Origin of the sequence: Novosphingobium sp. KA1 (genome assembly GCF_017309955.1) — a bacterium.
Lineage (GTDB): Bacteria > Pseudomonadota > Alphaproteobacteria > Sphingomonadales > Sphingomonadaceae > Novosphingobium.
The window spans coordinates 1,230,562-1,255,000 of record NZ_CP021247.1 but is presented as its reverse complement, the minus strand read 5'-3'; the positions used below and the strand labels follow the sequence as shown (position 1 = coordinate 1,255,000).

Here is a 24,439-nt window from a genome sequence, read left to right as displayed (position 1 = left end):
CTTTTATTGCCCTGTGTGTCACGGTGAGCGGGGCGGACTACGCCGGAATCGCGCGTGGCTTCCTCAAGATGCCGGACGAGGGCCGTTATGACGACGACCCGATTCGCTGGGGCGTGATCGCCACGGTGTTCTGGGGCATGGCCGGCTTTGCCGCGGGACTGTTCATCGCGCTCCAGCTGACCTGGCCGGTGCTGAACCTCGAACCCTGGCTCAACTTCGGGCGGGTGCGCCCGCTGCATACGTCGGCGGTGATCTTCGCCTTCGGCGGCAATGCCCTGATCGCGACCAGCTATTACGTGGTGCAGCGGACCTGCCGTGCCCGGCTTGCCTTTCCAGGGCTCGCCCGTTTCGTGTTCTGGGGCTACCAGCTGTTCATCGTGCTGGCCGCTACCGGCTATCTGCTCGGCAGCACCCAGGGCAAGGAATATGCCGAGCCCGAATGGTATGTCGACTGGTGGCTGACGATCGTGTGGGTCTGCTATCTCGCGGTCTTTGTCGGCACCGTGGTCAAGCGCAGCGAGCCGCATATCTACGTGGCCAACTGGTTCTACCTCGCCTTCATCATCACCGTTGCCATGCTGCACGTCGTCAACAACCTCGACGTGCCGGTCAGCCTGCTGGGATCGAAGAGCTATCCGCTGTTCGGCGGCGTGCAGGGCGCGCTGGTGCAGTGGTGGTACGGGCACAATGCCGTGGGCTTTTTCCTCACCGCCGGCTTCCTGGCGATGATGTACTACTTTGTGCCCAAGCAGGCCGAGCGTCCGATCTATTCCTACCGGCTCTCGATCATCCACTTCTGGTCGCTGATCTTCCTCTACATCTGGGCGGGTCCGCACCATCTCCACTACACCGCGCTGCCCGACTGGGCGCAGACGCTGGGCATGGTCTTCTCGATCATGCTGTGGATGCCGAGCTGGGGCGGCATGATCAACGGGCTGATGACGCTCAACGGCGCCTGGGACAAGGTGCGTACCGATCCGATCATCCGCATGATGGTGATGGCGCTCGCGTTCTACGGCATGAGCACGTTCGAGGGCCCGATGATGAGCGTGAAGAGCGTCAACTCGCTCTCGCACTATACTGACTGGACGATCGGCCATGTCCATTCCGGCGCGCTGGGCTGGAACGGGATGATCACCTTCGGGGCGCTCTATTACCTGGTGCCGCGCCTCTGGGGTCGTGAGCGGCTCTATTCGCTGCGCATGGTCAACTGGCACTTCTGGCTCGCGACCGTGGGCATCGTCTTCTACGCCGCCTCGATGTGGGTGGCGGGCATCACCCAGGGCTTGATGTGGCGTGAATACGGCGCGGACGGCTACCTCGTGAACTCCTTCGCGGACAGCGTCGCGGCGCTCCACCCGATGTACATGCTGCGCGCCTTCGGCGGCCTGCTCTACCTCTCGGGCGCGGTGGTCATGGTGGTGAACGTCTGGGCGACGATCCTCGGCAAGCTGCGCGAGGAAGCTCCGATGCGCGATGCCGCCTTCGATCCGGCCAGGGACCGCCCGATCGTCCATGTCCCGGCAGCGGCCGAATAAGCCAGCCCAACAGGGAACCTCAGCCATGACTTCCATGACCGAACGGCACAAGACGCTCGAGAAGAACGTCACCCTGCTCGGCGTTTGTGCGCTGGTCGCCGTCGCCATCGGCGGCATCGTCGAGATCGCCCCGCTGTTCTGGATCGACAACACGATCGAGAAAGTCGAGGGCATGCGGCCCTATACCCCGCTCGAACAGGCGGGCCGCGACATCTATGTGCGCGAGGGCTGCTACGTCTGCCACAGCCAGATGATCCGCCCGTTCCGCGACGAGACCGAACGTTACGGACACTACTCGCTTGCCGCCGAATCGATGTACGATCATCCGTTCCAGTGGGGCTCCAAGCGCACCGGGCCGGACCTTGCCCGTGTTGGCGGCAAGTATTCCGATGGCTGGCATGTCCAGCACCTCACCGATCCCGAATCGGTGGTGCCCGAAAGCGTGATGCCCAAGTACGGCTTCCTTGCGAAGAACGCGCTCGAGGTGCCCGACATTGCGGCCAACCTCACCGCGCTGCGCCATGTCGGCGTGCCCTATAGCGACAAGGACGTCGCCATGGCCGCCGCCGACCTCAAGGCCCAGGCCGACCCGGAAGCCGACCAGGGCGATTTCGCGGCGCGTTATCCCAAGGCCCAGGTCCGCGATTTCGACGGCGATCCCGGGCGTCTCACCGAGATGGATGCGCTGGTCGCCTACCTGCAGGTGCTGGGCACCATGGTCGACGTCAACGGCGCCGCCGCGCAGGAGGAACTCGCCGCGGAGCACGGCCGATGAGCACGCACTCCACTTACGACATGCTGCGCCATCTCGCCGACAGCTGGGGGCTGGTGGCGATGGGGGTGATCTTCCTCGTGCTGGTCGCCTGGCCCTTCCGCGGGGCCTTGCGCGAGCGCAACGAAGCGGCCGCGCGGATGATCTTCGAGGACGAGAACGATGGCTGACAGGAAGATCGACGAAGCCACGCAGACCGAGACTGTCGGCCATGAATGGGACGGGATCGAGGAGCTCAACACGCCGCTGCCGCGCTGGTGGCTATGGACCTTCTACGCGACGATCGTCTTCGCGCTGGGCTACGTGATTGCCTATCCGGCGCTGCCGGGCATCAGCCATGCCAGCGAGGGCCTGCTGGGCTGGTCGAGCCGCAAGCAGCTTGGCGGCGAGTTGCAGGCCGCCGAGGAGGCCCGCGCCGGGATGCGCGCCCAGATCGCCGCGACGCCGCTCGAGCAGCTGCCCGCCAAGCCCGCGCTGATGCGCGCGGCGGTGGCCGGCGGTGCGGCGGCCTTCAAGGTCAATTGCGTGCAGTGCCACGGCGCCGGGGCGGCAGGCTCGAAGGGCTTCCCCAACCTCAACGACGATGACTGGCTCTGGGGCGGCGACCTCAGGACCATCGAGCAGACACTGATCCATGGCATCCGCCAGCCCGGCGACGACCAGACCCGCATGAGCCAGATGCCCAACTTCGGCAGCGATGCCCTGCTGACCCCGGCGCAGATCCAGGATGTCGCCAGCTATGTACTGGTACTGGGGCGCAAGGAGCATCCCGGGGCATCCTCGGGCAGGGGCAAGGACGTGTTCGCGACCAACTGCGCGGTGTGTCACGGCACCGATGGCAAGGGCAGCCGCCAGTTCGGCGCGCCGAACCTGACCGACGCGATCTGGCTCGACGGCAGCAGCCGCGACGAGGTGGTGGCCCAGATTTCACACCCGCACATGGGCGTCATGCCGGCCTGGGGCACCCGCCTCGATCCGGTGACGATCAAGATGCTGGCGGCCTACGTCCACTCGCTGGGCGGCGGCGAGGCCTTTGCCGCGCCTGAGCAGCCGCAAGACCCATGAACCGTCCCGGGCCCGTGAAGCCGGCGCCGGTGTCGCTCTACGCCCGGCGCGAGCCGGTGTTCAACAAGCGCATCGACGGCCGGTTCCGGCGGCTCAAGTGGGCGGTCATGGCGCTGTGCCTGGCGGTGTACTGGATCACGCCGTGGATCCGCTGGAACCGCGGGCCCTATGCGCCGGACCAGGCGGTGCTGGTCGATCTTGCCCATCGCCGATTCTACATGTTCGGCATCGAGATCTGGCCGCACGAGTTCTACTTTGTCGCCGGTCTGCTGATCATGGCGGGCATCGGCCTGTTCCTGGTGACTTCGGCGGTGGGCCGGGCGTGGTGCGGCTATGCCTGTCCGCAGACGGTCTGGACCGACCTGTTCCAGCATGTCGACCGGCTGATCGACGGCGATCGCAATGCCCGCCTGCGCCTCTACAAGGCGCCGTGGACCGGGGCCAAGATCGCCCGGCGGCTACTCAAATGGGCGATCTATCTCGTCATCAGCTTCGCCACCGGCGGCGCCTGGATCTTCTACTTCGCCGATGCGCCGACGCTCCAGCACGCGTTCTGGACCGGCAGCGCCGCGCCTGTCGCCTACGCCACCGTCGGTGTGCTGACCGCCACGACATTCGTGCTCGGCGGCTTCATGCGCGAGCAGGTCTGCATCTACATGTGTCCCTGGCCGCGCATCCAGACGGCGATGCTCGACGAGAAAAGCCTGACCGTCACCTACAAGGACTGGCGCGGCGAGCCGCGGGCCAGCCTCAAGAAGGCGCTGGCCCGGCCCGGCAGCTGCGGCGACTGTGTCGACTGCAACCAGTGCGTCGCGGTCTGCCCCACCGGGATCGACATCCGGCAGGGCCCGCAGGTCGGCTGCATCACCTGCGGGCTGTGCATCGATGCCTGTGACCGGGTGATGAGGGAGGTCGGCCGGCCGCGCGGGCTCATCGATTACGCCACGCTGGAAGATGCCGAGCGAGAGAAGGCCGGGCAGCCGCCGAGCCGTCATCTCAAGCTGATCTGGCGCCCGCGCACGATCGTCTACTTCACGGTCTGGGCGGGCATCGGCCTCGCGCTGCTGTTCCTGCTGGGCACCCGCGTGCACACCGGGCTGACTGTCGCCAAGGACCGCAACCCTTCGTACATCCTCCTCAGCGACGGTTCGGTGCGCAATGCCTATACTCTGCGCCTGCGCAACATGGAGGGCCGCCCTCGCCGCATGACGATCTCGATCGAGGGGCTGCCGGGCGCGCGGATGTGGAGCGACGACATGGCGCGCGTGGCTGCCGCACCGCGCCTCGTGCGCGAAGTGCCCGCCGACGAGACGCGCGTGCTGCGCCTCTATGTGGTCGCCCCTGCAACGTCCGCCGCGCAGGAATTCCGCTTCCACGTGCAGGCCGAGGCGCAGGCGCGCGAGCAGGCCGCGGCGCCCGCCCAGTTCGACAGCCCCGGAGGTGCCTCATGACCCCGCCCGCATCCCCTTTCACCGGCCGGCACATGGCGGCGATCCTTGTTGCCGGGTTCGGCGTGGTGATCGCGGTCAACTTCACCATGGCGCATCTGGCGCTCTCGACTTTCGGCGGCGAGGTGGTGGAGAATTCCTATGTCGCCAGCCAGGACTTCAACCGCTGGCTGGATGAAGCCGCGCGCGAGAAGGCGCTGGGCTGGACGCTGGCGGCCCGGCGCATGGGCGACGGCCATGTGCGGGCCGAACTGCGCGGGGTTCCCGCCGGAGCGCGCCTGCAGGCCCAGGCGCGGCATCCGCTCGGCCGTCTGCCCGATACCCCGCTGACCTTCGGCAGCGACGGCGGCGGGCGTTTCGTGAGCCGGGAAGTGCTGCCTGCCGGGCGCTGGACGCTGCGATTCGAGGTCGAGGTCGATGGCCGCCGCTGGCGCGTCGAGGAACCGGTGGCATGAACGCGCCGCTGCCCCGTCCCGAGCCCGCCGAGCCATGCATCGACAGCCGCTTCACGGTGCCCGGCATGCGCTGCGCGGGCTGCATCGGCAAAGTCGAGCGCGGGCTTGCGCTGGTGCCGGGGGTAGCTGCGGCGCGGGTCAATTTCTCGGCCAAGCGGGTTGCGGTCAGCCATGCGCCGGACCTGACCGGCGAGGCGATCATCGCCGAACTGCGCAAGCTCGGCTTCGAGGCCGAACGCGCCGCCGACAATCCGCTCGCCCGCGACGATGCGGAAACCAAGCGTCTGCTGCGCGCCCTGGCCGTTGCCGGGTTCGGCATGATGAACATCATGCTGCTCTCGGTCTCGGTCTGGTCGGGCGCGGATGCGCCGACGCGGGCACTGTTCCACTGGCTTTCGGCGCTGATCGCGGTGCCGGTGATCGCTTATGCAGGGCGGCCCTTCTTCGCTTCGGCGCTGATGGCGCTGCGGCACCGGCGCACCAACATGGACGTGCCGATCTCGATCGGGGTGGTCCTGGCGACCGTGCTCAGCCTCTACGAGACGGCGACGAACGGCCCGCATGCCTATTTCGACGGCGCCGTCATGCTGCTGTTCTTCCTGCTCGCGGGCCGCGCGCTCGACGCGATGATGCGCAGCCGGGCCCGCTCGGGGATCGCCGCGCTGCTGGGGCGGATGGGGCGCGGCGCGCAGATCGTCCAGCCCGACGGTTCGACGCTCTATGTCGAGGCGGAGCGCATCGTGCCCGGCATGGTCATGTTGGTGGCGGCGGGCGAGGCGCTGGCGGCCGATGGCACCGTGCTTGAAGGCCGCACGCTGGTCGATGCTACGATGCTGACCGGCGAGAGCGCGCCGAGGCCTGCGGTGGCGGGTGATCTCGTCCATGCGGGCATGGTCAACCTCGGCAATCCGGTGCGGCTGACGGTGGTGGCGGCCGCGCGCGACACCGCGCTGGCCGATATCGCCAGGCTCATGGACGAGGCGGGACAGTCGCGCTCGCGCTACGTGCGCATCGCCGACCGGGCGGCGCGGCTCTACGCCCCGGCGGTCCATAGCCTGGCTTTCCTGTCGTTCTGCGGATGGCTGCTGGCGGGGGCGGGTCTCCACCAGGCGCTGCTCATCGCGGTCGCCGTGCTGATCATCACCTGTCCTTGCGCGCTGGGCCTCGCGGTGCCGGCCGCGCAAGTCGTGGCGGCCGGTGCGCTGATGAAGCGGGGCCTGCTGATCAAGGACGGTTCGGCGCTGGAGCGTCTGGCCGAAGTCGACGAGGTGATCTTCGACAAGACCGGCACCCTGACGCTGGGGGAACCGCGCCCGGTGGACCTGTCGGGGCTGGGCGAGGAGGCGCGGCGGATCGCGCTGGCGCTGGCGCAGGAGAGCCGCCACCCGCTGAGCCGGGGGCTCGCCCGGGCGCTGCGGCAAGAGGGCGTCGAACCGGCGGTGCTTGACGGTGTCGAGGAAACCGCCGGGCAGGGCATGAGCGCGCGTTTCCAGGGCAGGCCGGTGGCGCTGCTCCGGCCGGAAAGCGAAGTCGCCGGGCTGGCCGCGGATCTGGTGATCGCGGGCAAGGCAGCGCGTATCGCTTTTGCCGATCCGCTGCGCCCGGACGTGCAGGCAACGCTGGCGGCGCTTTCCGGGCAGGGGCTGGCCTGTTCGATCGCCTCCGGGGACCGGCCCGAATCGGTCGCGGCGGTGGCGCGTGAACTGCACCTTTTCGCGGCGGCCGGAATGCGGCCCGCGGGCAAACTGGCCTTGCTGGAGCGCCGCAAGGCCTCGGGCCATCGTCCGCTGATGGTCGGCGACGGCCTCAACGACGGTCCGGCGCTGGCCGGTGCCCATGTCTCGATCGCGCCGGGCAGCGCCAGCGACGTCAGCCAGCAGGCAGCCGATGCCGTCTTTGTCGGTGAGCGGCTGATGCCGGTGGCACTGGCGGTGCGGGTCGCGCGGCGGACAATGGCGATTGTACGGCAGAATTTCACGCTGGCGGTGCTATACAATATGCTGGCGGTGCCACTGGCGATCTGCGGTTTCGTCACCCCGCTGGTGGCAGCGCTGGCGATGTCGGCCAGTTCGCTGCTGGTGGTCGGCAATTCGCTGCGGCTCGCCCGCAGTGCCGGGAAGGAGGGCGCATGAACATTGTCGGGGTCTTGATCCCGCTGGCCCTGGCGATGGGGCTGGCCGGGCTCGGCACGTTCTTCTGGGCGATGCGCAGCGGCCAGTTCGAGGATCTCGACGGTGCCGCCCAGCGCATCCTGATCGAGGAGGACAGCGACGGGGAAGGGGCGACGTGAAGGCGGCACTGGCCCTGTTCGGCACGCTGGCGATGGTGCCGGCCATGATCGGCCCGCTCGAGGCCGAGGCGCGTGCGCTCGCCGCGCCGCTGTGCGGGGGCGGCATGGCCTTGATTCCGGTGCAGCCCGTCGACGCGCCGCCAGGACCGCAGCAGGGCCCGTGCTGCGCCAAGGGCTGCCACACCGGTTCCTCGCGCAAGCGTCTTGATCGAGCGCAATGACGATTCCCGGCAGGTGAGTGATTCTCCCCTGCATGTGGACCTATCATCCCGAATTGCTGGCCGTTCCCGTGCCGCGCTACACCAGCTTCCCCACCGCTGCGGAGTTCGGCGAGGGCGTGGGGGCATCGCAACTGGTCTCCGCGCTGGAGGAGACGAAGGGCGAAGTCTCGCTCTACGTCCACATCCCCTTCTGCGAGAAGATCTGCTGGTATTGCGGCTGCAACACCAGCGTCGCCAATCTGTCCGACCGGGTGGCGAGCTATCTCGATGCGCTGCACCGCGAGATCGCGCTGGTTTCCGAACTGCTGCCCAAGACCGCGCGGATCGCCCGCATCGCCTTTGGCGGGGGCAGTCCCAACGGGATCTCGCCAGTTGCCTTCGTGCGGCTCGTCGATGAGCTGACTCTGCATTTTGCCGCATCCAGCCCGGTCATCTCGATCGAGCTCGACCCGCGCACGCTGACGCCGGAATGGGCTGAGGTGATCGCCTCTGTCGGCATCAGCCGCGCGAGCATGGGCGTGCAGACCTTTGCGCCCGCACTCCAGGCGGCGATCGGCCGCGTGCAGCCGGCCGCGATGATCGAGACGGGCACGGCGATGCTGCGCAGCGCGGGTGTCGGTTCGATCAACTTCGACCTGATGTACGGGTTGCCCGGCCAGACCCTTGCGGACCTGCGCGATTCGCTCGAACGCACGGTTGCCCTGGGTGCCGATCGTATCGCCCTGTTCGGATATGCCCATGTGCCGCACCTGATCGCGCGCCAGCGCAAGATCGATGCCGCCGACCTGCCCGATGCGGAAGTGCGCTTTGCCATGGCGGCGTTCGGTTACCTCTTCCTGGTCGAGGCGGGGTATGTTCCGATCGGCTTCGATCACTTCGCAAAGCCGGGCGATGCGATCGCACAGGCCGCGCTGTCGGGGCGGCTGCACCGCAATTTCCAGGGCTTCACCGAGGACCAGGCGCCGGTCCTCGTGGGCCTCGGCGCCTCGGCGATCAGCAGCTTCCCCGGGCTTCTGGTGCAGAACGAGAAGAACACCGGGCGCTATCGGATGATGCTGTCGCAGGACCGCCTGAGTGCGGACCGAGGCATTCTGCGCGGCGCCGAGGACCGGCGGCGCGGGAAGGTGATCGAGGATCTGCTGTGCCGTGGCCGCGCCCAAATCGACCAGGACCTGCGGCGTGAGGCCTGGCCCATGCTCGCACCCTATTTTGCCGCCGGCCTTTGCGAAGGGGATGGCGACGATCTGGTGATCGCGCCCGACGGTTTGCCTTATGCACGTTCGATCGCGGCGCGATTCGATCCCTATCGCAAGGATTCGCTGCGGCGCTTCAGTTCGGCGGTGTGACCCTCACGCCGCCGGCGTTTCGAACTCCACGCCGAACAGGTTGCCCTCGGCCCAGCGCACGAGGCCCCACAGCTCGCGCCCATCCTCCAGTTTTGCCCGCACCACTGCATTCAGCGCGGGCGCGTCCCGCAAGGCGGCAGCGCTCAGCCCGCGCGCGGAGATGTCGCGGACGATCACTTCGATCGGCTGCCCTTGCGAGTCGGTCAGGGTGAAGCGGGTGAGCTGCCCGCGCCGGCGCGCGCGGGGGACCGGTGTCGGCTTGAAACGATGGGCGTCCATAGGCGCGCAAGGACGGCGGTGACCCGCGGATTTTAAGAGCAGCGGTCGATAAATCGAAAGCGCTGCTCCAATTTGACCGCGATCAATGGCGAAATCCGGAATGCCTGCAAGAGAAATGCCTGCCGGTCTTGCACCACCCGCCACGGCGGATGGTGCGAACCGCTTCTCCCCAACTTACAGGGCGGTCTTTCGGGACCGCCCATTTTTTCGGCTTCCGGTTCCCGCGGGCAGGCCCTTTTTACGCCCAGGTGTCGGTCAGCTTCGTTGCGATCTCGATGTCGTTGAGGAAGTCGACTTCGGCCCAGTTCATGCCCTCGATCGAGTTGGTGCCGACCTTGCCGGTGGGCGCGATCGAATCGATCACCTTCAGATACCAGTGCTGAACGCCTTCGGGGGTGCGCATCGCCTGGCGTACGGTTTCGCGGAACAGGTCCGCCCCTTCGCCGCGGAAGGCAAGGAAGCCGATCGATTCGGAATTCGACTGCTCGGCGGTCAGCGTCTTGCCGATGTGGACGAGACGGCCGTCACCGGTGCGCTCCACCTTCATGTCGTCGCTGTCGTAGCCGTCCTGCTTGACGTCGACGGTGACCGCGATCGGCCAGAGATTGCCGTCCTTGTCGGTCGCGCCCTGCTGGACCTTGTGGACGATCTCTTCCGAAACCAGCGTGTCGCCGTTGAGGATCAGGAAGTCGCCGCGCATCGCCTCGCGGGCGATCCAGCATGAACCGAGGTTGTCCGCCACCTTGAAGAAGGGGTTGAAGCGCACGGTGATCTCGACGCGCGGGTCCTTGATCGACTGGAGGTGGTCTTCGAGCATGTCGGTCATGAAGCCGGTGACGACGTCGATGCGCTTGACGCCGCCGCGTGCGAGCATCTCGATCTGCCATTCGATCAGTGAGCGACCGGAAAAGTCGATCATGCACTTGGGGCGCTCGGCGGTGAGCGGAAGCAGGCGCGAGCCCTGGCCGGCGCTGAGAAGAATGGCGTGTTCGATCATCGGGTTCACATTCATGTTCACGGGGGAGATGGGTCAGCATCTAGTGATCGCGGGGCAAAAGGGAAAGGTGCGGCGTGAAGGGCCGGGGCAGGCAAGCCTGCGCGGTTTGCGCGGTTGACGTTCATGCAAGGGCAATCGGGATTAGGCGACTGGCTTGCAAGTCGCCTTCCCCTCGTCCAATGCAGGCTCAATGTCTCCCAAACGCCCACCCAAAGAGAGCAGCTCTCCACTGGGCCGGATCCTTCAGAACACCGCCTGGTTGCTGGGCGGCAAGGGGTTCGGCGCGGTATGCGGCATCGGTTATCTCGCCATCCTCACGCGTACGCTGGGGCTCAAGGATTTCGGGCACTTCTCGCTGATCTTCGGCACCGCGCAGGCGCTCATCGCGATTGCCGGTTTCCAGACCTGGCGTGTGGTCGTGCGGTACGGCAGCGAGCATGTCCACAACCAGGACTGGGGCAAGTTCGGGCGTCTCGGCATGCTGTGCGGGGTGCTCGATGCGCTGGGCGCGGTCATGGGCTGCGGGCTTGCCGCGATCCTGATCTACGGCTTTGCGCATATGCTGGAGCTCAATCCCCAGTACATGGACGTGGCCTTCTGGTTCTGCTGTGCCTCGCTATGGGCGCTGGTTTCGGCGCCGACCGGGATCGTGCGTGCGCTGCACCGCTTCGACATGGCCGTCTACGTCGAGGCGATCGTGCCCACCGGGCGTCTCATCGCCGCCGTGGTGATCTGGCTGACGGGTCCGACGGTGGGTCGCTTCCTGTTCGCCTGGGCGGCGATCGACCTGCTCGAGGCGCTGCTCTACTGGATCATGGCACGCCGGCTCGCGCCCGCGGCGGTGAACTGGCGCACGGCGCTGCAATGGCGCCAGGCGCTGGCCGAAAACCCCGGCATCGGCCGCTTCTTCATGGTCACCTATGTCGGCTCGACGCTTGATGCCGCGGTCAAGAACGGCCCGCTGCTGGTCGTCGGTGCCTGGGTCGGCACCAAGGCGGCGGGTCTCTACCGGCTGGCCTCGCAGCTGTCGCAGGCGCTCACCAAGCTGTCCTCGTTGCTGACCCGTTCGGTCTACGCCGAAGTGGCGCGCGCCCGCGTTTCCTCACAGGCCGACGAGTTCCGCAAGCTGGCGATGCAGACCAGCAAGATCGCCGGTATCGGCGGCGTCGTCGTGGTGACGGTGGCGATCCTGCTCGGCAAGGAACTGCTGGCAATCATCGGCGGCGACGTGTTCGAGCGCGGCGAGGCGATCCTCGTGCCGCTGACTGTGGGGGCCTGCTTCGATTTCGCCAGCGTGGCTTTCGAGCCGGTGCTGCACTCCACCGGCCGCGCGCAGCACTCGCTGATCGCGCGCCTGCTTTCGGTGGTCGCCCTGGCGCTGGGCATGGTGTTCTTCATTCCGCTCGGGCCCAGCGGTGCGGCCTGGGCCGTGGCGCTGGCGGGCGCGGTCTCCTACCTCGCGATGGGGGCGATGGCCTGGCACACGCTCAACCTCATCGATCGCAAGCAGATCAGCATCATCGATCCGCAAGCGGAGGAGGAAGCGGAAGCGGCAACGGGGGCGGGGGCGGGCGAACCCGGCTCGACAGCCGGCTAACCCGCGGTATCATGGCGGGATGTCTGCTGATCTCCTGACGCGTGAAGCCTCCCGCCTGTCCGACCGCATCGTTGCCCTGCGCCGTGCGGTTCATGCCGAGCCCGAGATCGGGCTGCACAACCCGAAAACGCGCGACAAGATCCGCGCAGCGCTGGCTCACCTGCCGCTCGAATGGCGCGAAGGGCCATCGACCACCGGCCTCGTCGCCACGCTGAAAGGCGGTGCGGGAGAAGGCGGAGCGGTCCTGCTGCGCGGCGATACCGACGCCCTGCCGATGCCGGAGGAAACCGGGCTGCCCTTCGCCTCGACCGTTCCCGGGGTGATGCACGCCTGCGGCCACGACACCCACGTCGCCATGCTGGCGGGGGCGGCCGAGATCCTTGCGGGACAGGCGGAGCGGCTGAAGGGCGAAGTGCGCTTCATGTTCCAGCCGGGCGAGGAAGGCCACCACGGTGCCCGCTTCATGCTCAACGACGGGCTGCTGGGCGGCGAAGGGCTGGACCGTCCGCTGCCCGGTGCCGCTTTTGCGCTGCACATCATGCCCAATGCGCCGCATGGTCTGGTCGCCGGGCGCGCCGGGCCGCTGATGGCGGCGGCCGACGAACTGCGCATCACCGTCACCGGGCGCGGCGGCCATGCCTCGATGCCGCATGACACGGCCGATCCGGTGCCGGTCGCCTGCGAGATCGTGATGGCCATCCAGACCATGGTGGCGCGTCGTTACAGCGTGTTCGACCCGGTCGTGGTGACTATCGCGAAGATCGAGGCGGGCAGCGCCCACAACGTCATTCCCGATAGTGCAAGGCTCACCGGCACGATGCGCACGCTCTCGGCGGACACCCGCGCGCGACTGAAGGAGGAGCTGCCCCGGCTCGTCTCCGGCATCGCGGCGGCGCACGGCCTAACCGGGGAAGTGACCATCCGCGAAGGTTTCCCGGTGACCATGTGCGATCCCCGCGCGGTGACTTTCGGGGAAGGCGTGGCGCAGGCACTGTTCGGGCCGAGCGCGTTCCGCCGTCTGCCCGATCCGATCATGGGCGCGGAGGACTTTGCCTACGTGCTTGAAAAGGTGCCCGGCGCGATGTTTTTCCTTGGCGTCGCGCATGAGGGGGCCGACTGGCAGCATTGCTGCGGCATCCACTCGACCAAGATGATGGTCGACGAATCCGTGCTGCCGCGCGGCGCGGCCTTCCTGGCAGGTCTGGCGCAGAACTGGCTGGAGCGCGGTTTCGGCTGAGGCACTTTTGGCCTTCCCTCATGGCGCCCCCGCCGTCATGAAGCGGGGCCATGAGCACATGGCAATTCTGGGTCGATCGTGGTGGCACCTTTACCGACGTCGTGGCACGCGCGCCCGATGGACGGTTCGAGCGGCTGAAGCTGCTCTCCGAAGACCCCGGCCGTTATGACGATGCCGCCGTCGAGGCGATGCGGCGGCTGACCGGCACCGGCAAGGGCGCGCTTCCCGAATCCGAACTGCGCCTTGGCACGACCGTTGCCACCAATGCCCTGCTCGAAGGCAAGGGCGAGCCGGTGCTGCTGGCGATCACGCGCGGCTTTGGCGATGCGCTGAAGATCGGCACGCAGGAGCGGCCCGACATTTTCGCGCGCCATATCGTCCTGCCGCAGCCGCTCAATTCTGCGGTGCTGGAAATCGACGAGCGCGTCGGAGCCGATGGTACCGTCCACCGCCCGCTCGATCTGGACGCCGCGCGTGCGGGCCTGCAACGCCACTTCGACGCGGGTCTGCGCGCCGTGGCCGTGGTGCTGATGCACGGCTATCGCCACAAGGCGCATGAGGCGGCGCTGGCCGATCTCGCGCGGGAGATCGGTTTCACCCAGGTCTCGGTGAGTCACGAAGTCGCCCCGCTGATCAAGTTGATCGCGCGCGGCGACACCACGGTGGTGGACGCCAACCTCTCGCCGGTGCTCGCCCGCTATGTCGCCGGGCTGGAGGCGGGGCTGGGGCCCAAGGTCTCCGCGCTCTACATGCAGTCGAGCGGCGGGCTGACCACGGGGGACGCCTTTGCCGGCAAGGACGCGATCCTCTCCGGCCCGGCGGGTGGCATCGTCGGCATGGCGGCCATTGCCAAGGAGGCCGGGTTCGATCACGTGCTGGGCTTCGACATGGGCGGCACCTCTACCGACGTATCGCACTATGCCGGCGCCTATGAGCGCGACAGCGAGACGCGCGTGGCTGGCGCCCGCGTGCGCGTGCCGATGATGCGGATCGAGACGGTGGCGGCGGGCGGCGGATCGATCTGCCGCTTCGACGGCGCGCGCTTTCTCGTCGGACCGGAGAGCGCCGGCGCGGTGCCCGGCCCGGCCTGCTACCGGCGCGGCGGCCCGCTGGCGGTGACCGACTGCAACCTGCTGCTCGGCAAGCTGCGTCCCGAACATTTTCCGCATGTCTTCGGCCCTGAAGGCAACGAACCGCTCGATCTTGCCGCGGCCGAGGCGCGGATGGACGAAGTCCTGGCCGAAGTCCGCGCCGCTACGGGGCGCGAACTGACGCGCGAGCAGGCGGCGGAAGGGTTCCTCGAAATTGCCGTCGCCAACATGGCTAATGCGATCAAGACCGTCTCGCTGCGGCGCGGTCACGACATGACCCGCGCGGCGCTCGTGACGTTCGGGGGCGCGGGCGGCCAGCACGCGTGCAAGGTGGCCGATGCGCTGGGCGTGACCAGCGTGCTGTGCCACCCGCTCGCCTCGGTGCTGTCTGCCTATGGCATGGGCCTTGCGGACCGGCGGATGCTGCGTCAGCGCACTTTGGCGCTGCCGCTGGAGGGTGACGCCATGACGTCACTCGATGGCGCCGTTGCGGCGCTGGGCGATGAGGCACGGGCGGCGCTGGCCGCGCAGGGCATCGCTCCGGAGGAAATCGCGATCGAGGCGGCCCTCGCCGTGCGTCCCAAGGGCAGCGACAATGCCATCGAAGTGCCGGTCGGCCCGCTCGATGCCATGCGGGAGGCCTTCCGCGCCGGCTGGCACCAGCGCTTCGGCTTCGGCGCGGGGGAGCAGCTCATCGGCGAAACGCTGCGGGTGGAGGCGGTCCATGCGGGGCATTCGGGTGGCGGCGCGACGCTGGTTCTTCCCGCAGAGTCCTCGCCTGCGGCCGAACAGGTCGATCTCTGGACGCAGGGCGCACACCACCGCGTGCCGCTCTATCTGCGCGAGGGACTGGCCGAGGGATTCGAGGCCGATGGCCCGCTCCTGGTGGTGGATGACGTCTCCACCACCGTCGTCGAGCCCGGCTGGCGGGTGCGTGTCGATCATGTCGGCAATCTCATACTTACTCGCGATGTGCCGCAGCAGGTGCAGGCCGATCTTTCGACCGAATGCGATCCGGTGCGCCTCGAAATCATGGGCGCGCTGTTCATGGCGATTGCCGAGGAAATGGGCGCCGCGCTCCAGCACTCGGCCAGTTCGGTGAACATTCGCGAGCGGCTGGATTTCTCCTGCGCGCTGTTCGACCGTGAGGGCAATCTCGTCGCCAATGCGCCGCATATGCCGGTGCATCTGGGCTCGATGGGCGAGAGTGTGCGCACGATCCTCCAGCGGCGCGGCGATGCGAAGGATGGACGCGGTATCCTGTCCGGAGATGCCTACGTTTTGAACGCGCCTTACGATGGCGGTACGCACCTGCCTGATATTACCGTGGTCATGCCCGTCTTTATCGAGGGCGAGACGGTTCCGGCGTGGTTCGTCGCCGCGCGTGGGCACCATGCCGACATCGGCGGGATCAGCCCCGGCTCGATGCCGCCGGGTTCGCGCTCTCTCGATGAGGAAGGCGTGCTGATCGACAACGTGCTGCTGGTCGATCGCGGTACGCTGCAGGAAGCGCCGCTGCGCGATCTGCTGGCCTCCGGCCCACACCCCTCGCGGGCCATCGAGCAGAACCTTGCCGACTTGCGCGCCCAGCTTGCCGCCTGCCAGCGCGGCGCCTCCGAGCTGCGGCGCGTCGCGCGCGAGCAGGGGCGCGAGGTGGTGGACGCCTACATGGCCCACGCGCAGGCCCATGCCGAACAGGCCGTTCGCGCGCTGATCGAGCGGCTTCAGGAAGGCCATTTCCGCGTGCCGATGGATAATGGCGCCGAGATCGCGGTTTCGGTCACCATCGACCGCGCCGCACGCGGAGCGACCATCGACTTCGCGGGCACCAGCGCCCAGCTTCCCGACAATTTCAACGCTCCGCTGCCGGTCGTGCGCGCGGCCGTGCTCTATGTCGTGCGTACGCTGATCGACGATGCGGTGCCGATGAACGAGGGGTGCCTGCGGCCGATCACCTTGCGCGTGCCGGAAGGCTCGATGCTCTATCCCAAGGCTCCGGCCGCTGTGGTTGCGGGCAATGTCGAGACGAGTCAGGCGATTACCGATGCGCTGTTCGGCGCGTTGGGCGCCATGGCCGCTTCGCAGGGGACGATGAACAACTTCACCTTCGGCAATGCCCGCTATCAGTATTACGAGACGATCTCGGGCGGTTCCGGCGCGGGGCCGGATTTTGACGGCACGCCGGTGGTGCAGACCCATATGACCAACAGCCGCCTCACCGATCCCGAAGTGCTGGAAACCAATTATCCGGTGCTGCTGGAGGAGTTCTCGATCCGGCGCGGCTCGGGCGGTTCGGGCGCGCACAAGGGCGGCGATGGCGCCACCCGGCGTGTGCGCTTTCTGGAGCCGATGCAGGCGGGCATCCTCTCGCAGCGGCGCAAGACTTCGCCTTTCGGCCTTTCGGGCGGTGCGGATGGCGAGCCGGGACGGAACCGGATCGAGCGGGCCGACGGCTCGGTCGAGGAACTGGGCGCGACTGCCACGGCGCAGTTGGGGCCGGGGGATGTGTTTGTGATCGAGACGCCGGGCGGCGGGGGATTTGGGCGAGGGCAGTAAATCCGGGCCCCACTCTCCCCACCCCTACCTCGTCATCCCCGCGAAGGCGGGGATCCCGCTTGTTCTTTCAGGCCGCGCACAGGGAAAGCGGGGCCCCCGCCTTCGCGGGGGCGACGGGACTTTGGCGGGGAACGGTAGCGTTGACGCGCCTCAGGCCTTCACATCCGCCCACTCGGGGTGCCGTTTGAACGCGGCGGCGACATAGCTGCACGAAGGGCCGATCCTGAAGTGGTTCTCCCGTGCGTCGGCCACCATCGCCTCGACCAGCCGCGCGGCCACGCCGCGTCCGCCGATCGCGGGCGGCACCAGCGTATGCTCGGCATAGCGAATGCCGTCGCGTTGCGCCCATACAAGGCGCCCGGTGGCATCGCTGTCGGCGACGTGGGCGACATACTCGCCGGAATTTCCGTTTTCATGCGCAGTGATAGTCACGCCGACCATATGTGAGGGCTCCTGAAAAGGTCTGCTTGACGGCAAGTGTGTCCGCTCTAGGGCATATGGCCATGAAGTTCCTTTCCGACAACGCCGCACGGGTCCACCCGAGGGTCTGGGATGCCATGAAGGCTGCCGACGAGCCTGATTCGCCTTACGATGGCGACGGTCTCAGCAAGGCGCTGGACGCGCGCTTTTCCGCGCTGTTCGGGCATGACTGCGCGGCGCTCTGGGTGGCGACGGGCACGGCGGCGAACTGTCTGGCGCTTTCGGCCATGGTCGAGCCGCATGGCGCGGTGATCTGCCACCGGGAGGCGCATATCGAGATGGACGAAGGCGGCGCGCCCGGCTTCTATCTTCACGGCGCCAAGCTGCTGCTGGCCGATGGTGAGAGCGCGAAGATCACGCCCGAGGCGATTGCCCGCGTGATCGACCCGATCCGCGACGGCGTGCATCAGGTGCAGCCGCATGCCGTCTCGACTACGCAGGCCAGCGAATATGGCTGCGTCTATCGGCCCGAGGAATTGGCCGCGCTCTCCGCCTTCGTGAAGGGCAAGGGGCTCGGTCTGCATATGGACGGCGCGCGCTTCGGCAATGCCGTGGCGTTCCTCGGCGGCAGCGCGGCGGATGCGGCGCTGGGCGTCGATGCGCTGAGCTTCGGCATGGTCAAGAACGGGGCGATGAGCGCCGAGGCCATCGTTTTCTTCGACCCGGCGATGGCCGACAAGGTCCGCTTCCGCCGCAAGCGCGCTGGGCATCTGCAATCGAAGGGGCGTTATCTCGCCGCGCAGATTCTGGCGATGCTGGAAGGCGACCTCTGGCTAGGCAATGCGCGCGCCGCCAATGCTGCCGCTTCCGAGATCGCCGCCGCCGCTGGCACGCGCCTGCTGCACCCGGTCGAGGCGAACGAGATTTTCCTCACTTCCACCGCGGCCGAACGTGCGGCGCTGCGGGCGCAGGGCTTCGAGTTCTACGACTGGGGTGATGATGCGGCCCGGCTCGTGACCGCTTGGGATGCCCGCGAAGAGCACGTCTGTGCACTCGCCCGCGCGATTGCCGCGCTGTGAGCGGTGCCGATACCGCGCCGAGCTTCCTCAAGCCGGCGGTGGCGCTGCCGTTCCTGTTGGTGGCGCTGATCTGGGGATCGACGTGGTTCGTCATCACCGGGCAGATCGGCACGGTGCCGGCCAGCTGGTCGGTGGCGTGGCGCTTTGCACTGGCGACGCCGGCGATGTTCCTTGTGGCGATTGCCATGCGCAAGAGCCTGAAGCTGGGCAAGGCCGGGCAATTGCTGGCTTTCGCGGTCGGTCTCACGCAGTTCTGCGGCAATTACAACTTTGTCTACCGGGCGGAGATGCACCTGACTTCGGGCATCGTCGCGGTCATGATCGGGCTGCTGCTGGTGCCCAACGCAATTCTCGCGCGGGTGTTGCTGAAGCAGCCGATCACCTTGCGCTTCGCCGTCGGCAGTCTGATCGCCATTGGGGGGCTCGCGCTGCTGCTGCTGCACGAGGCGCATGAGGCGCCGCTGGGCGGCAAGGTGGTGCTGGGCACCGTCTTTGCGCTGATCGCGATGATGTGCGCCTCGGTCTCGAACGTGATTCAGGCGAACGATACCGGCAGGGCGCTGCCGATGGTAAGCCTGCTGTCCTGGGCGATGCTCTACGGCACGATCTGCGACGTGCTTCTGGCGCTCGTCTTCGCCGGCCCGCCGGTGATCCCGCACGATGCGCGCTACTGGATGGGCACGGCCTATCTCGCCATTCTCGGCTCGGTGGTGACGTTCCCGCTCTACTACACGCTGATCCGCCAGCTTGGGGCGGGCAAGGCGGCCTACAACGGCGTGGCGGTGATCGTGATCGCCATGTTCATCTCGACGCTGTTCGAGGGCTACCGCTGGTCGCCGCTGGCAATTGCCGGAGCCGGGCTGGCAACGGTGGGGCTGGTGGTGGCGCTGATGTCGCGCAGCCCTTCGCGGTAAGTCGCAAAGCGCGGTTTCCAGCCGAGTACCCGCCGCGCCTTGCCATTGGCGACGCGGCGGTTCTCCGCATAGAACGCCCGCGCCATCGGGGAGAGCGCGGCTTCTTCCAGCGTCTGCAAAGGGGGCAGCGGCGCGCCGGTGAGGCGGCAGGCTTCCTCCACCACCCGGTTCTGGGCGCAGGGCAGGTCGTCGGCGAGGTTGTAGGCTCCTGCGGGGCCCTGAAGCCCCGCGATCACGCCCGAGGCGATGTCCGACACGTGCACGCGGCTGAACACCTGCCCGGGCAGGTCGATGCGATGCGCCCGGCCCTCGCGCACGCGGTCGAGCATGGAGCGGCCCGGGCCGTAGATCCCGGGTAGCCGGTAGACCCGCGCACCCAGCGAGAACCATTCGTGGTCCGCCTGCGCCCGCGCGGTACGGCGGCCTGTGCCGATGGGGGCGCTCTCGTCCACCCAGGCGCCGCCGGCATCACCATAGACGCCGGTGGAGGACAGGTAGGACAGCGCCTTGCCCTTCAGCGCGTCGCCATAACGCTCCAGCACCGGATCGAGCGGTTCGCCGCGCCCTTCGCTTCCCGGAGGGACCGAGGAGAGCACATGATCGGCATCGGCCAGCGCGAGCCGCACATTGCCCTCGTCCTCGAAGGAAAGTGTGCCGTCGCGGCCGGTGGAGATCACTTCCCAGCCCATGCGGGACAGCCGCGCGGCCACCACAGAGGCGGTATAGCCAAGGCCGAAGATGAACAGGCGGGGCGGCATCGCTTTTGCTTTCTCTCAAAAATCGCCGCGGATTCGTAGCGGCACGGCTGGCAATCGCAAGGCGGGGGGCTTAACTCGATGCTTATGGACATCGCCAGCAACGCCGCCCACCCCGAAGCTGCTCCCGCCATCACGGCACCGCCCGTGATCCGCCGCGAGGATTACCGGCCGCCCGAATGGCTGGTGCCGCAGATCGCGCTGGACTTCCGGCTGGGCATCGATGCCACGCATGTGACTGCGAAGCTCTCGGTAACGCGTAATCCGGCCGGCGAGGGCAGTTCGACTCTGCGCCTCAACGGCGACCAGATCGCCCCGCTTGCCGTGCGGGTCGACGGCGAGGCGGTGAACGACTGGCGGCTCGACGGTCCCGACCTGCTGGTGGCGCTTTCGGGCGAGGCGCACGAGGTCGAAGTCGAAACGGCAATGAACCCGGCGGGCAACAGCCAGCTCATGGGCCTCTATGCGTCGAACGGCATGCTCTGCACCCAGTGCGAGGCCGAGGGTTTCCGCCGCATCACCTTTTTCCCCGATCGCCCCGACGTGCTCTCGACCTATTCGGTGCACATGGCGGGCGACAAGGCGCAGTTCCCGATCCTGCTTTCCAACGGCAACTGCACCGCCACGGGCGAGAATGCCGACGGCACGCACTGGGCGGAATGGCACGATCCCTGGCCCAAGCCGAGCTATCTTTTCGCGCTGGTGGCGGGCGACCTGGTGGCCAACCATGCGCAGTTCATCACGCAGTCCGGCCGCAAGGTCGATCTCAACATCTGGGTCCGCGCGGGCGACGAGCAGCGCACGCAGCATGCGATGGATTCGCTGATCGCCTCGATGAAGTGGGATGAAGAGGCCTTCGGGCGCGAATACGACCTTGACCTGTTCAATGTCGTTGCCGTGTCGGACTTCAACATGGGGGCGATGGAGAACAAGGGCCTCAACGTCTTCAACACCCGCTACGTCCTCGCCGAGCCGGAAACCGCCACCGATGCCGATTACGACGGGATCGAGAGCGTGATCGGCCACGAATACTTCCACAACTGGTCGGGCAACCGCGTGACCTGCCGCGACTGGTTCCAGCTTTCGCTGAAGGAGGGCTTCACGGTCCTGCGCGACCAGCTGTTCAGTGCCGACATGGGCAGCGAGCCGGTCAAGCGGATCGAGGATGTGCGCACCCTGCGGGGCGGCCAGTTCCCCGAGGATTCGGGCCCGCTCGCCCATCCGATCCGCCCGGATTCCTATCAGGAAATCAGCAATTTCTACACGGCGACCGTCTACAACAAGGGCGCCGAGGTGATCCGCATGATGCGGACGATGGCAGGCACCGAACGGTTCCGGCAGGGCACCGACCTCTACTTCGACCGCCACGACGGCGAGGCGGCGACGTGCGAGGACTTCGTCAAGGCGATCGAGCAGGGCGCCGGGCTGGACCTTACGCAGTTCCGCCTGTGGTATTCGCAGGCCGGCACACCGCAAGTCGCGGTCTCGCTCACCCACGAGGGCGATGTGGCGACGCTGACCCTGGCGCAGACCGTCCCCGCCACGCCGGGGCAGCCGGACAAGCAGCCAATGCCGATCCCGCTGCGCATCGCGCTCTATGACCGCGATACCGGCACCCATGCGGGCGAGCGGCTGATCGTGCTCGACAAGGCCGAGGACAGCTTCACGTTCGAAGGTTTCGCGCGCCTGCCGGTGCTGTCGATCAACCGCGGCTTCTCGGCCCCTGTCGCCATCGAGTTCGAACGCGATGCCGAGGATCTGGTGTTCCTCGCCGCGCGCGATGACGATCCCTTTGCCCGCTACGAGGCCATGCAGAGCCTGGTCGTCCAGCACCTTGTCGCGGCCGTGGGCGGCGGGCTGGCGGATGCCGACCGGGCCGCCGGGCGCGCGGCCATCGGCAAGGCCTTTGCCGCGATCATCGCCGACGAGGCGCTCGACGACCTGATGCGCGGCGAACTGATGATGCTGCCGACCGTCGCCTACCTGTCCGAGCAGGTGCTGGTGGCCGATCCTTACGCGATCCACGAGGAGCGCGAGGCGCTCAAGCACTGGCTGGGCGGCGAACTGGCAAGCGAACTCAAGGCGCTGCACGACCGCGTTTCGGCAGTATCCTATGGCCGCGATGCGGCAGCACGCGGGGCCCGCAAGGCCAAGGCGCAGGCGCTGATCCTGATCGCCTCGGGGGATGCCGCCGAGGGCGCGGCCCGCGCCATCGCCCAGTACCGCGCGGCCGACAACATGACCGACCGCCAGTCTGCGCTCACCGTCCTGTGCAACCTCGAGGGTCCCGAGCGGGACGAGGCCCTCGCCGACTTCCACCAGCGTTATCAGGGCAATGCCCTGGTGATCGACAAGTGGTTCCAGCTTCAGGCAAGCTGCTTCCACCCGCAGGTCCTGGACCATGTGAAGGCCTTGGCCGGGCATCCCGATTTCACGCTGTCCAACCCCAACCGGGTGCGGGCTCTGTTCATGTCGCTGGCGCTCAATCCCAAGGGTTTCCATGATGTGAGCGGCGAGGGCTACCGCCTGATCGGTGACCTGATCCGCCGCCTCGACCCGCTCAACCCGCAGACGACTGCGCGGTTCGTTCCGCATCTCGGCCGCTGGCGCCGGATCGAACCGGTGCGCGCGGCGATGATGCGCGCCGAACTGGAAGAGATCATGGCGCAGGGCGAACTCTCGCGCGATGTGCGCGAACAGGTGGGCAAGAGCCTTGGCTGAGCCCGCCCCGTTCCAATCCGTCGAAGTCCATCGCGCCGGGCTGCTCGAAGGTCTGCCGCACGGTTTCCTCGGCCGCCGCGGCGGGGTGAGCCTTGGGGAGGTTTCCGGGCTCAACGTCGGCCTCGGCTCGGGTGACGATCCGGAGGCGATTGCCGAGAACCGCCGCCGTGCGGTCGAAGCGGTACTGCCGGGCGGGCGGCTGGCGAGCCTCTACCAGGTCCATTCGCCCGATTGCGTGGTGGTGGAGGCAGATCCCTGGAGCGATGCCGAGCGGCCGCATGCCGATGCCCTCGTCACCGACCGTCCCGGCGTGGTGCTGGGGGTGCTGACGGCGGACTGCGCACCGGTCCTGCTGGCCGACCGCGAGGCGGGCGTGGTCGGTGCCGCCCACGCCGGCTGGAAAGGAGCGGTCGCGGGGGTGACGGACCGGACGATTGCGGCGATGGTGGCGCTTGGCGCGGAACCGTCACGCATCGTGGCCGCTGTCGGCCCCTGTATCGCTGCGGTTTCCTATGAGGTGGACGATGGGTTTCGCGCGCGTTTCCTGTCTGAGGCCGCCCGCAACGATGCCTTTTTTGCCGAAGGGCGGGCCGGGCACTGGCAGTTCGATCTCGAGGCCTATGTCGCCGCGCGTCTGCGCGCAGCCGGAATCTCCGGGGTCGAGTGTCTTGGCCTCGATACTTATGCGCAGCCGGAGCGATTCTATTCGTTTCGCCGCGCGACGCACCGCCATGAAGCGAGCTACGGGCGGCAGTTCTCGCTGATCGCTGCGGCCTGATCGCCCCGGGGATCGATGCCGCCTGCGCGAGGTTGCGGTGCGTTCCCCGAGTCGCCGGATTTTCGCGCCTGCTCGCCGCAGTGCCGATCGGCGGGCCCGGTTCGTGCCATCGTCGTGCCAAAAAGGCGATTGGCTTGCTGGATTTTCGTGTATATCAGCCCAATTAGGTCGGTATTCGATCCGGGGCAGGCACAGCGATGTGTCCGGATATCCAGACCCTCTGCGGGGGATACCAGACTAGAAAACAGAATGTGGTCAGGATCTGGGCTCGTTTTCCGGATTATGCCGGGGCGGGTTGTCGATAAGAACAAGTCAATAACGTAGGGCAAGGGCAAACATGGCTGAGGCAGACGGCGTGCGCCGGCGCGATTTCATCAATATCGCCGCAGTAAGCGCGGCGGGAGTTGCAGGCGTCGGGGTGGTCGTTCCGCTCGTCAGCCAGATGTCCGCTTCGGCAGACGTGCTTGCCGCAAGCTCCACGGAAGTCGACATTTCCTCGATCCAGCCGGGACAGGCGATCAAGGCGATCTTTCGCAAGCAGCCGGTCTTCGTGCGCAACCTCACCCCTCGCGAGATCGAGGAAGCCAACAAGGTCGACGTCTCCAGCCTGCGCGATCCGCAAACGCTGGAAGAGCGGACCAAGGAAGGCAAGGAGAACTGGCTGATCACCATGGGGGTCTGCACCCATCTGGGCTGTGTGCCGCTGGGCGCCGGGGAGGGGGAGCCGCGCGGCGAATTCGGCGGCTACTTCTGCCCCTGCCACGGCTCTTCCTACGATACCGCCGCCCGTATCCGTAAGGGCCCCGCGCCCAAGAACCTCGAGGTTCCGGCATACGAATTCTCCACTGACACGGTCGTCAAGATCGGCTGAGGCGAAGCG

Annotated in this window: 22 protein-coding genes (1 of these 22 cut by a window edge); 18 read left to right on the top strand and 4 right to left on the bottom strand. The window is 67.5% G+C overall.

The genetic code is table 11. From position 1 onward, the window contains the following. The 10 genes in view from ccoN to hemN are tightly spaced (at most 32 nt apart) and all read left to right on the top strand, a layout consistent with a single transcriptional unit that may run on beyond the window. Positions 1-1,538, top strand: partial view of a cytochrome-c oxidase, cbb3-type subunit I gene (gene ccoN / locus CA833_RS06255; protein ID WP_142636727.1) — the 3' portion only. It extends 121 nt beyond the left edge of the window; 1,538 of the gene's 1,659 nt are visible here — the last part of the coding sequence; its start codon lies beyond the left edge, outside the window; the stop codon is at positions 1,536-1,538. 25 nt (positions 1,539-1,563) lie between these two features. After that, on the top strand, positions 1,564-2,313 hold the full coding sequence (ccoO, locus tag CA833_RS06250) for a cytochrome-c oxidase, cbb3-type subunit II (RefSeq protein WP_142636729.1): 750 nt from the start codon (positions 1,564-1,566) through the stop codon (positions 2,311-2,313). Next, entirely contained in the window at positions 2,310-2,480 is a 171-nt protein-coding gene (locus tag CA833_RS06245) for a cbb3-type cytochrome c oxidase subunit 3 (protein WP_207079560.1), read from the top strand. The genes ccoO and CA833_RS06245 overlap by 4 nt, the downstream gene beginning before the upstream one ends. Beyond that, positions 2,473-3,375 (top strand): cytochrome-c oxidase, cbb3-type subunit III, encoded by a 903-nt coding sequence (gene ccoP / locus CA833_RS06240; protein WP_207079559.1) that lies wholly within the window; start codon positions 2,473-2,475, stop codon positions 3,373-3,375. Before CA833_RS06245 ends, ccoP begins: the two co-directional genes overlap by 8 nt. Beyond that, positions 3,372-4,826: a cytochrome c oxidase accessory protein CcoG gene (gene ccoG, locus CA833_RS06235; protein ID WP_207079558.1), complete on the top strand. Its 1,455-nt coding sequence runs from the start codon at positions 3,372-3,374 to the stop codon at positions 4,824-4,826. The genes ccoP and ccoG overlap by 4 nt, the downstream gene beginning before the upstream one ends. Beyond that, positions 4,823-5,278 carry a FixH family protein gene (locus CA833_RS06230; RefSeq protein ID WP_207079557.1) on the top strand — a complete coding sequence of 152 codons (456 nt, stop codon included), beginning with the start codon at positions 4,823-4,825 and terminating at the stop codon, positions 5,276-5,278. The genes ccoG and CA833_RS06230 overlap by 4 nt, the downstream gene beginning before the upstream one ends. After that, positions 5,275-7,410 carry a heavy metal translocating P-type ATPase gene (locus tag CA833_RS06225; RefSeq protein WP_207079556.1) on the top strand — a complete coding sequence of 712 codons (2,136 nt, stop codon included), beginning with the start codon at positions 5,275-5,277 and terminating at the stop codon, positions 7,408-7,410. Before CA833_RS06230 ends, CA833_RS06225 begins: the two co-directional genes overlap by 4 nt. Continuing rightward, on the top strand, positions 7,407-7,568 hold the full coding sequence (gene ccoS, locus CA833_RS06220; RefSeq protein WP_142636742.1) for a cbb3-type cytochrome oxidase assembly protein CcoS: 162 nt from the start codon (positions 7,407-7,409) through the stop codon (positions 7,566-7,568). The genes CA833_RS06225 and ccoS overlap by 4 nt, the downstream gene beginning before the upstream one ends. Beyond that, the gene (locus tag CA833_RS06215) at positions 7,565-7,789 is read left to right on the top strand and encodes a hypothetical protein (RefSeq protein WP_207079555.1); all 225 of its coding nucleotides are present in this window, start codon (positions 7,565-7,567) and stop codon (positions 7,787-7,789) included. The genes ccoS and CA833_RS06215 overlap by 4 nt, the downstream gene beginning before the upstream one ends. 32 nt (positions 7,790-7,821) lie before the next feature. After that, positions 7,822-9,135: an oxygen-independent coproporphyrinogen III oxidase gene (gene hemN, locus CA833_RS06210; protein WP_207079976.1), complete on the top strand. Its 1,314-nt coding sequence runs from the start codon at positions 7,822-7,824 to the stop codon at positions 9,133-9,135. Between the two features lie 3 nt (positions 9,136-9,138). On the opposite strand, the gene CA833_RS06205 is transcribed toward hemN, so the two are convergent. After that, entirely contained in the window at positions 9,139-9,414 is a 276-nt protein-coding gene (locus tag CA833_RS06205; RefSeq protein WP_207079554.1) for a histidine kinase, read from the bottom strand. Positions 9,415-9,652: 238 nt separating this feature from the next. After that, a complete protein-coding gene (locus tag CA833_RS06200) occupies positions 9,653-10,411 on the bottom strand; it encodes a sugar phosphate nucleotidyltransferase (protein ID WP_142636750.1) in 759 nt (252 codons plus the stop codon). A 190-nt stretch (positions 10,412-10,601) separates the two neighbouring features. On the opposite strand from CA833_RS06200, the gene CA833_RS06195 reads away from it, so the two are divergent. From CA833_RS06195 to CA833_RS06185, 3 genes are read left to right on the top strand one after another with little or no spacing between them, the layout of a single operon-like run. Continuing rightward, on the top strand, positions 10,602-12,008 hold the full coding sequence (locus CA833_RS06195) for a lipopolysaccharide biosynthesis protein (RefSeq protein WP_207079553.1): 1,407 nt from the start codon (positions 10,602-10,604) through the stop codon (positions 12,006-12,008). Between the two features lie 19 nt (positions 12,009-12,027). Continuing rightward, positions 12,028-13,245 (top strand): M20 family metallopeptidase, encoded by a 1,218-nt coding sequence (locus CA833_RS06190; RefSeq protein ID WP_207079552.1) that lies wholly within the window; start codon positions 12,028-12,030, stop codon positions 13,243-13,245. Positions 13,246-13,295: 50 nt separating this feature from the next. Continuing rightward, positions 13,296-16,892, top strand: a complete 3,597-nt coding sequence (locus tag CA833_RS06185; RefSeq protein ID WP_207079551.1) for a hydantoinase B/oxoprolinase family protein — start codon at positions 13,296-13,298, stop codon at positions 16,890-16,892. Positions 16,893-17,042: 150 nt separating this feature from the next. Here CA833_RS06185 and CA833_RS06180 read toward each other — a convergent pair whose 3' ends face one another. Beyond that, positions 17,043-17,333 carry a GNAT family N-acetyltransferase gene (locus tag CA833_RS06180; protein ID WP_207079550.1) on the bottom strand — a complete coding sequence of 97 codons (291 nt, stop codon included), beginning with the start codon at positions 17,331-17,333 and terminating at the stop codon, positions 17,043-17,045. 62 nt (positions 17,334-17,395) lie between these two features. On the opposite strand from CA833_RS06180, the gene CA833_RS06175 reads away from it, so the two are divergent. After that, positions 17,396-18,391 (top strand): low specificity L-threonine aldolase, encoded by a 996-nt coding sequence (locus tag CA833_RS06175; protein ID WP_207079549.1) that lies wholly within the window; start codon positions 17,396-17,398, stop codon positions 18,389-18,391. Further along, on the top strand, positions 18,388-19,305 hold the full coding sequence (locus CA833_RS06170; protein ID WP_207079548.1) for a DMT family transporter: 918 nt from the start codon (positions 18,388-18,390) through the stop codon (positions 19,303-19,305). The genes CA833_RS06175 and CA833_RS06170 overlap by 4 nt, the downstream gene beginning before the upstream one ends. Here the strand turns inward: CA833_RS06170 and CA833_RS06165 are convergent. Then, positions 19,215-20,063 carry an SDR family NAD(P)-dependent oxidoreductase gene (locus tag CA833_RS06165; protein ID WP_207079547.1) on the bottom strand — a complete coding sequence of 283 codons (849 nt, stop codon included), beginning with the start codon at positions 20,061-20,063 and terminating at the stop codon, positions 19,215-19,217. The two genes, CA833_RS06170 and CA833_RS06165, sit on opposite strands and share 91 nt — an antisense overlap. A gap of 84 nt (positions 20,064-20,147) precedes the next feature. Between CA833_RS06165 and pepN the strand changes: the two genes are divergently transcribed. The 3 genes from pepN to petA all read left to right on the top strand — a co-directional run bounded on the left by pepN (position 20,148) and on the right by petA (position 24,430). Next, positions 20,148-22,781 (top strand): aminopeptidase N, encoded by a 2,634-nt coding sequence (pepN, locus tag CA833_RS06160; RefSeq protein WP_207079546.1) that lies wholly within the window; start codon positions 20,148-20,150, stop codon positions 22,779-22,781. After that, positions 22,774-23,559: a peptidoglycan editing factor PgeF gene (gene pgeF, locus CA833_RS06155; RefSeq protein ID WP_242526297.1), complete on the top strand. Its 786-nt coding sequence runs from the start codon at positions 22,774-22,776 to the stop codon at positions 23,557-23,559. Before pepN ends, pgeF begins: the two co-directional genes overlap by 8 nt. A gap of 337 nt (positions 23,560-23,896) precedes the next feature. Continuing rightward, entirely contained in the window at positions 23,897-24,430 is a 534-nt protein-coding gene (gene petA, locus CA833_RS06150) for a ubiquinol-cytochrome c reductase iron-sulfur subunit (RefSeq protein ID WP_207079544.1), read from the top strand. Positions 24,431-24,439 lie beyond the last annotated feature (9 nt).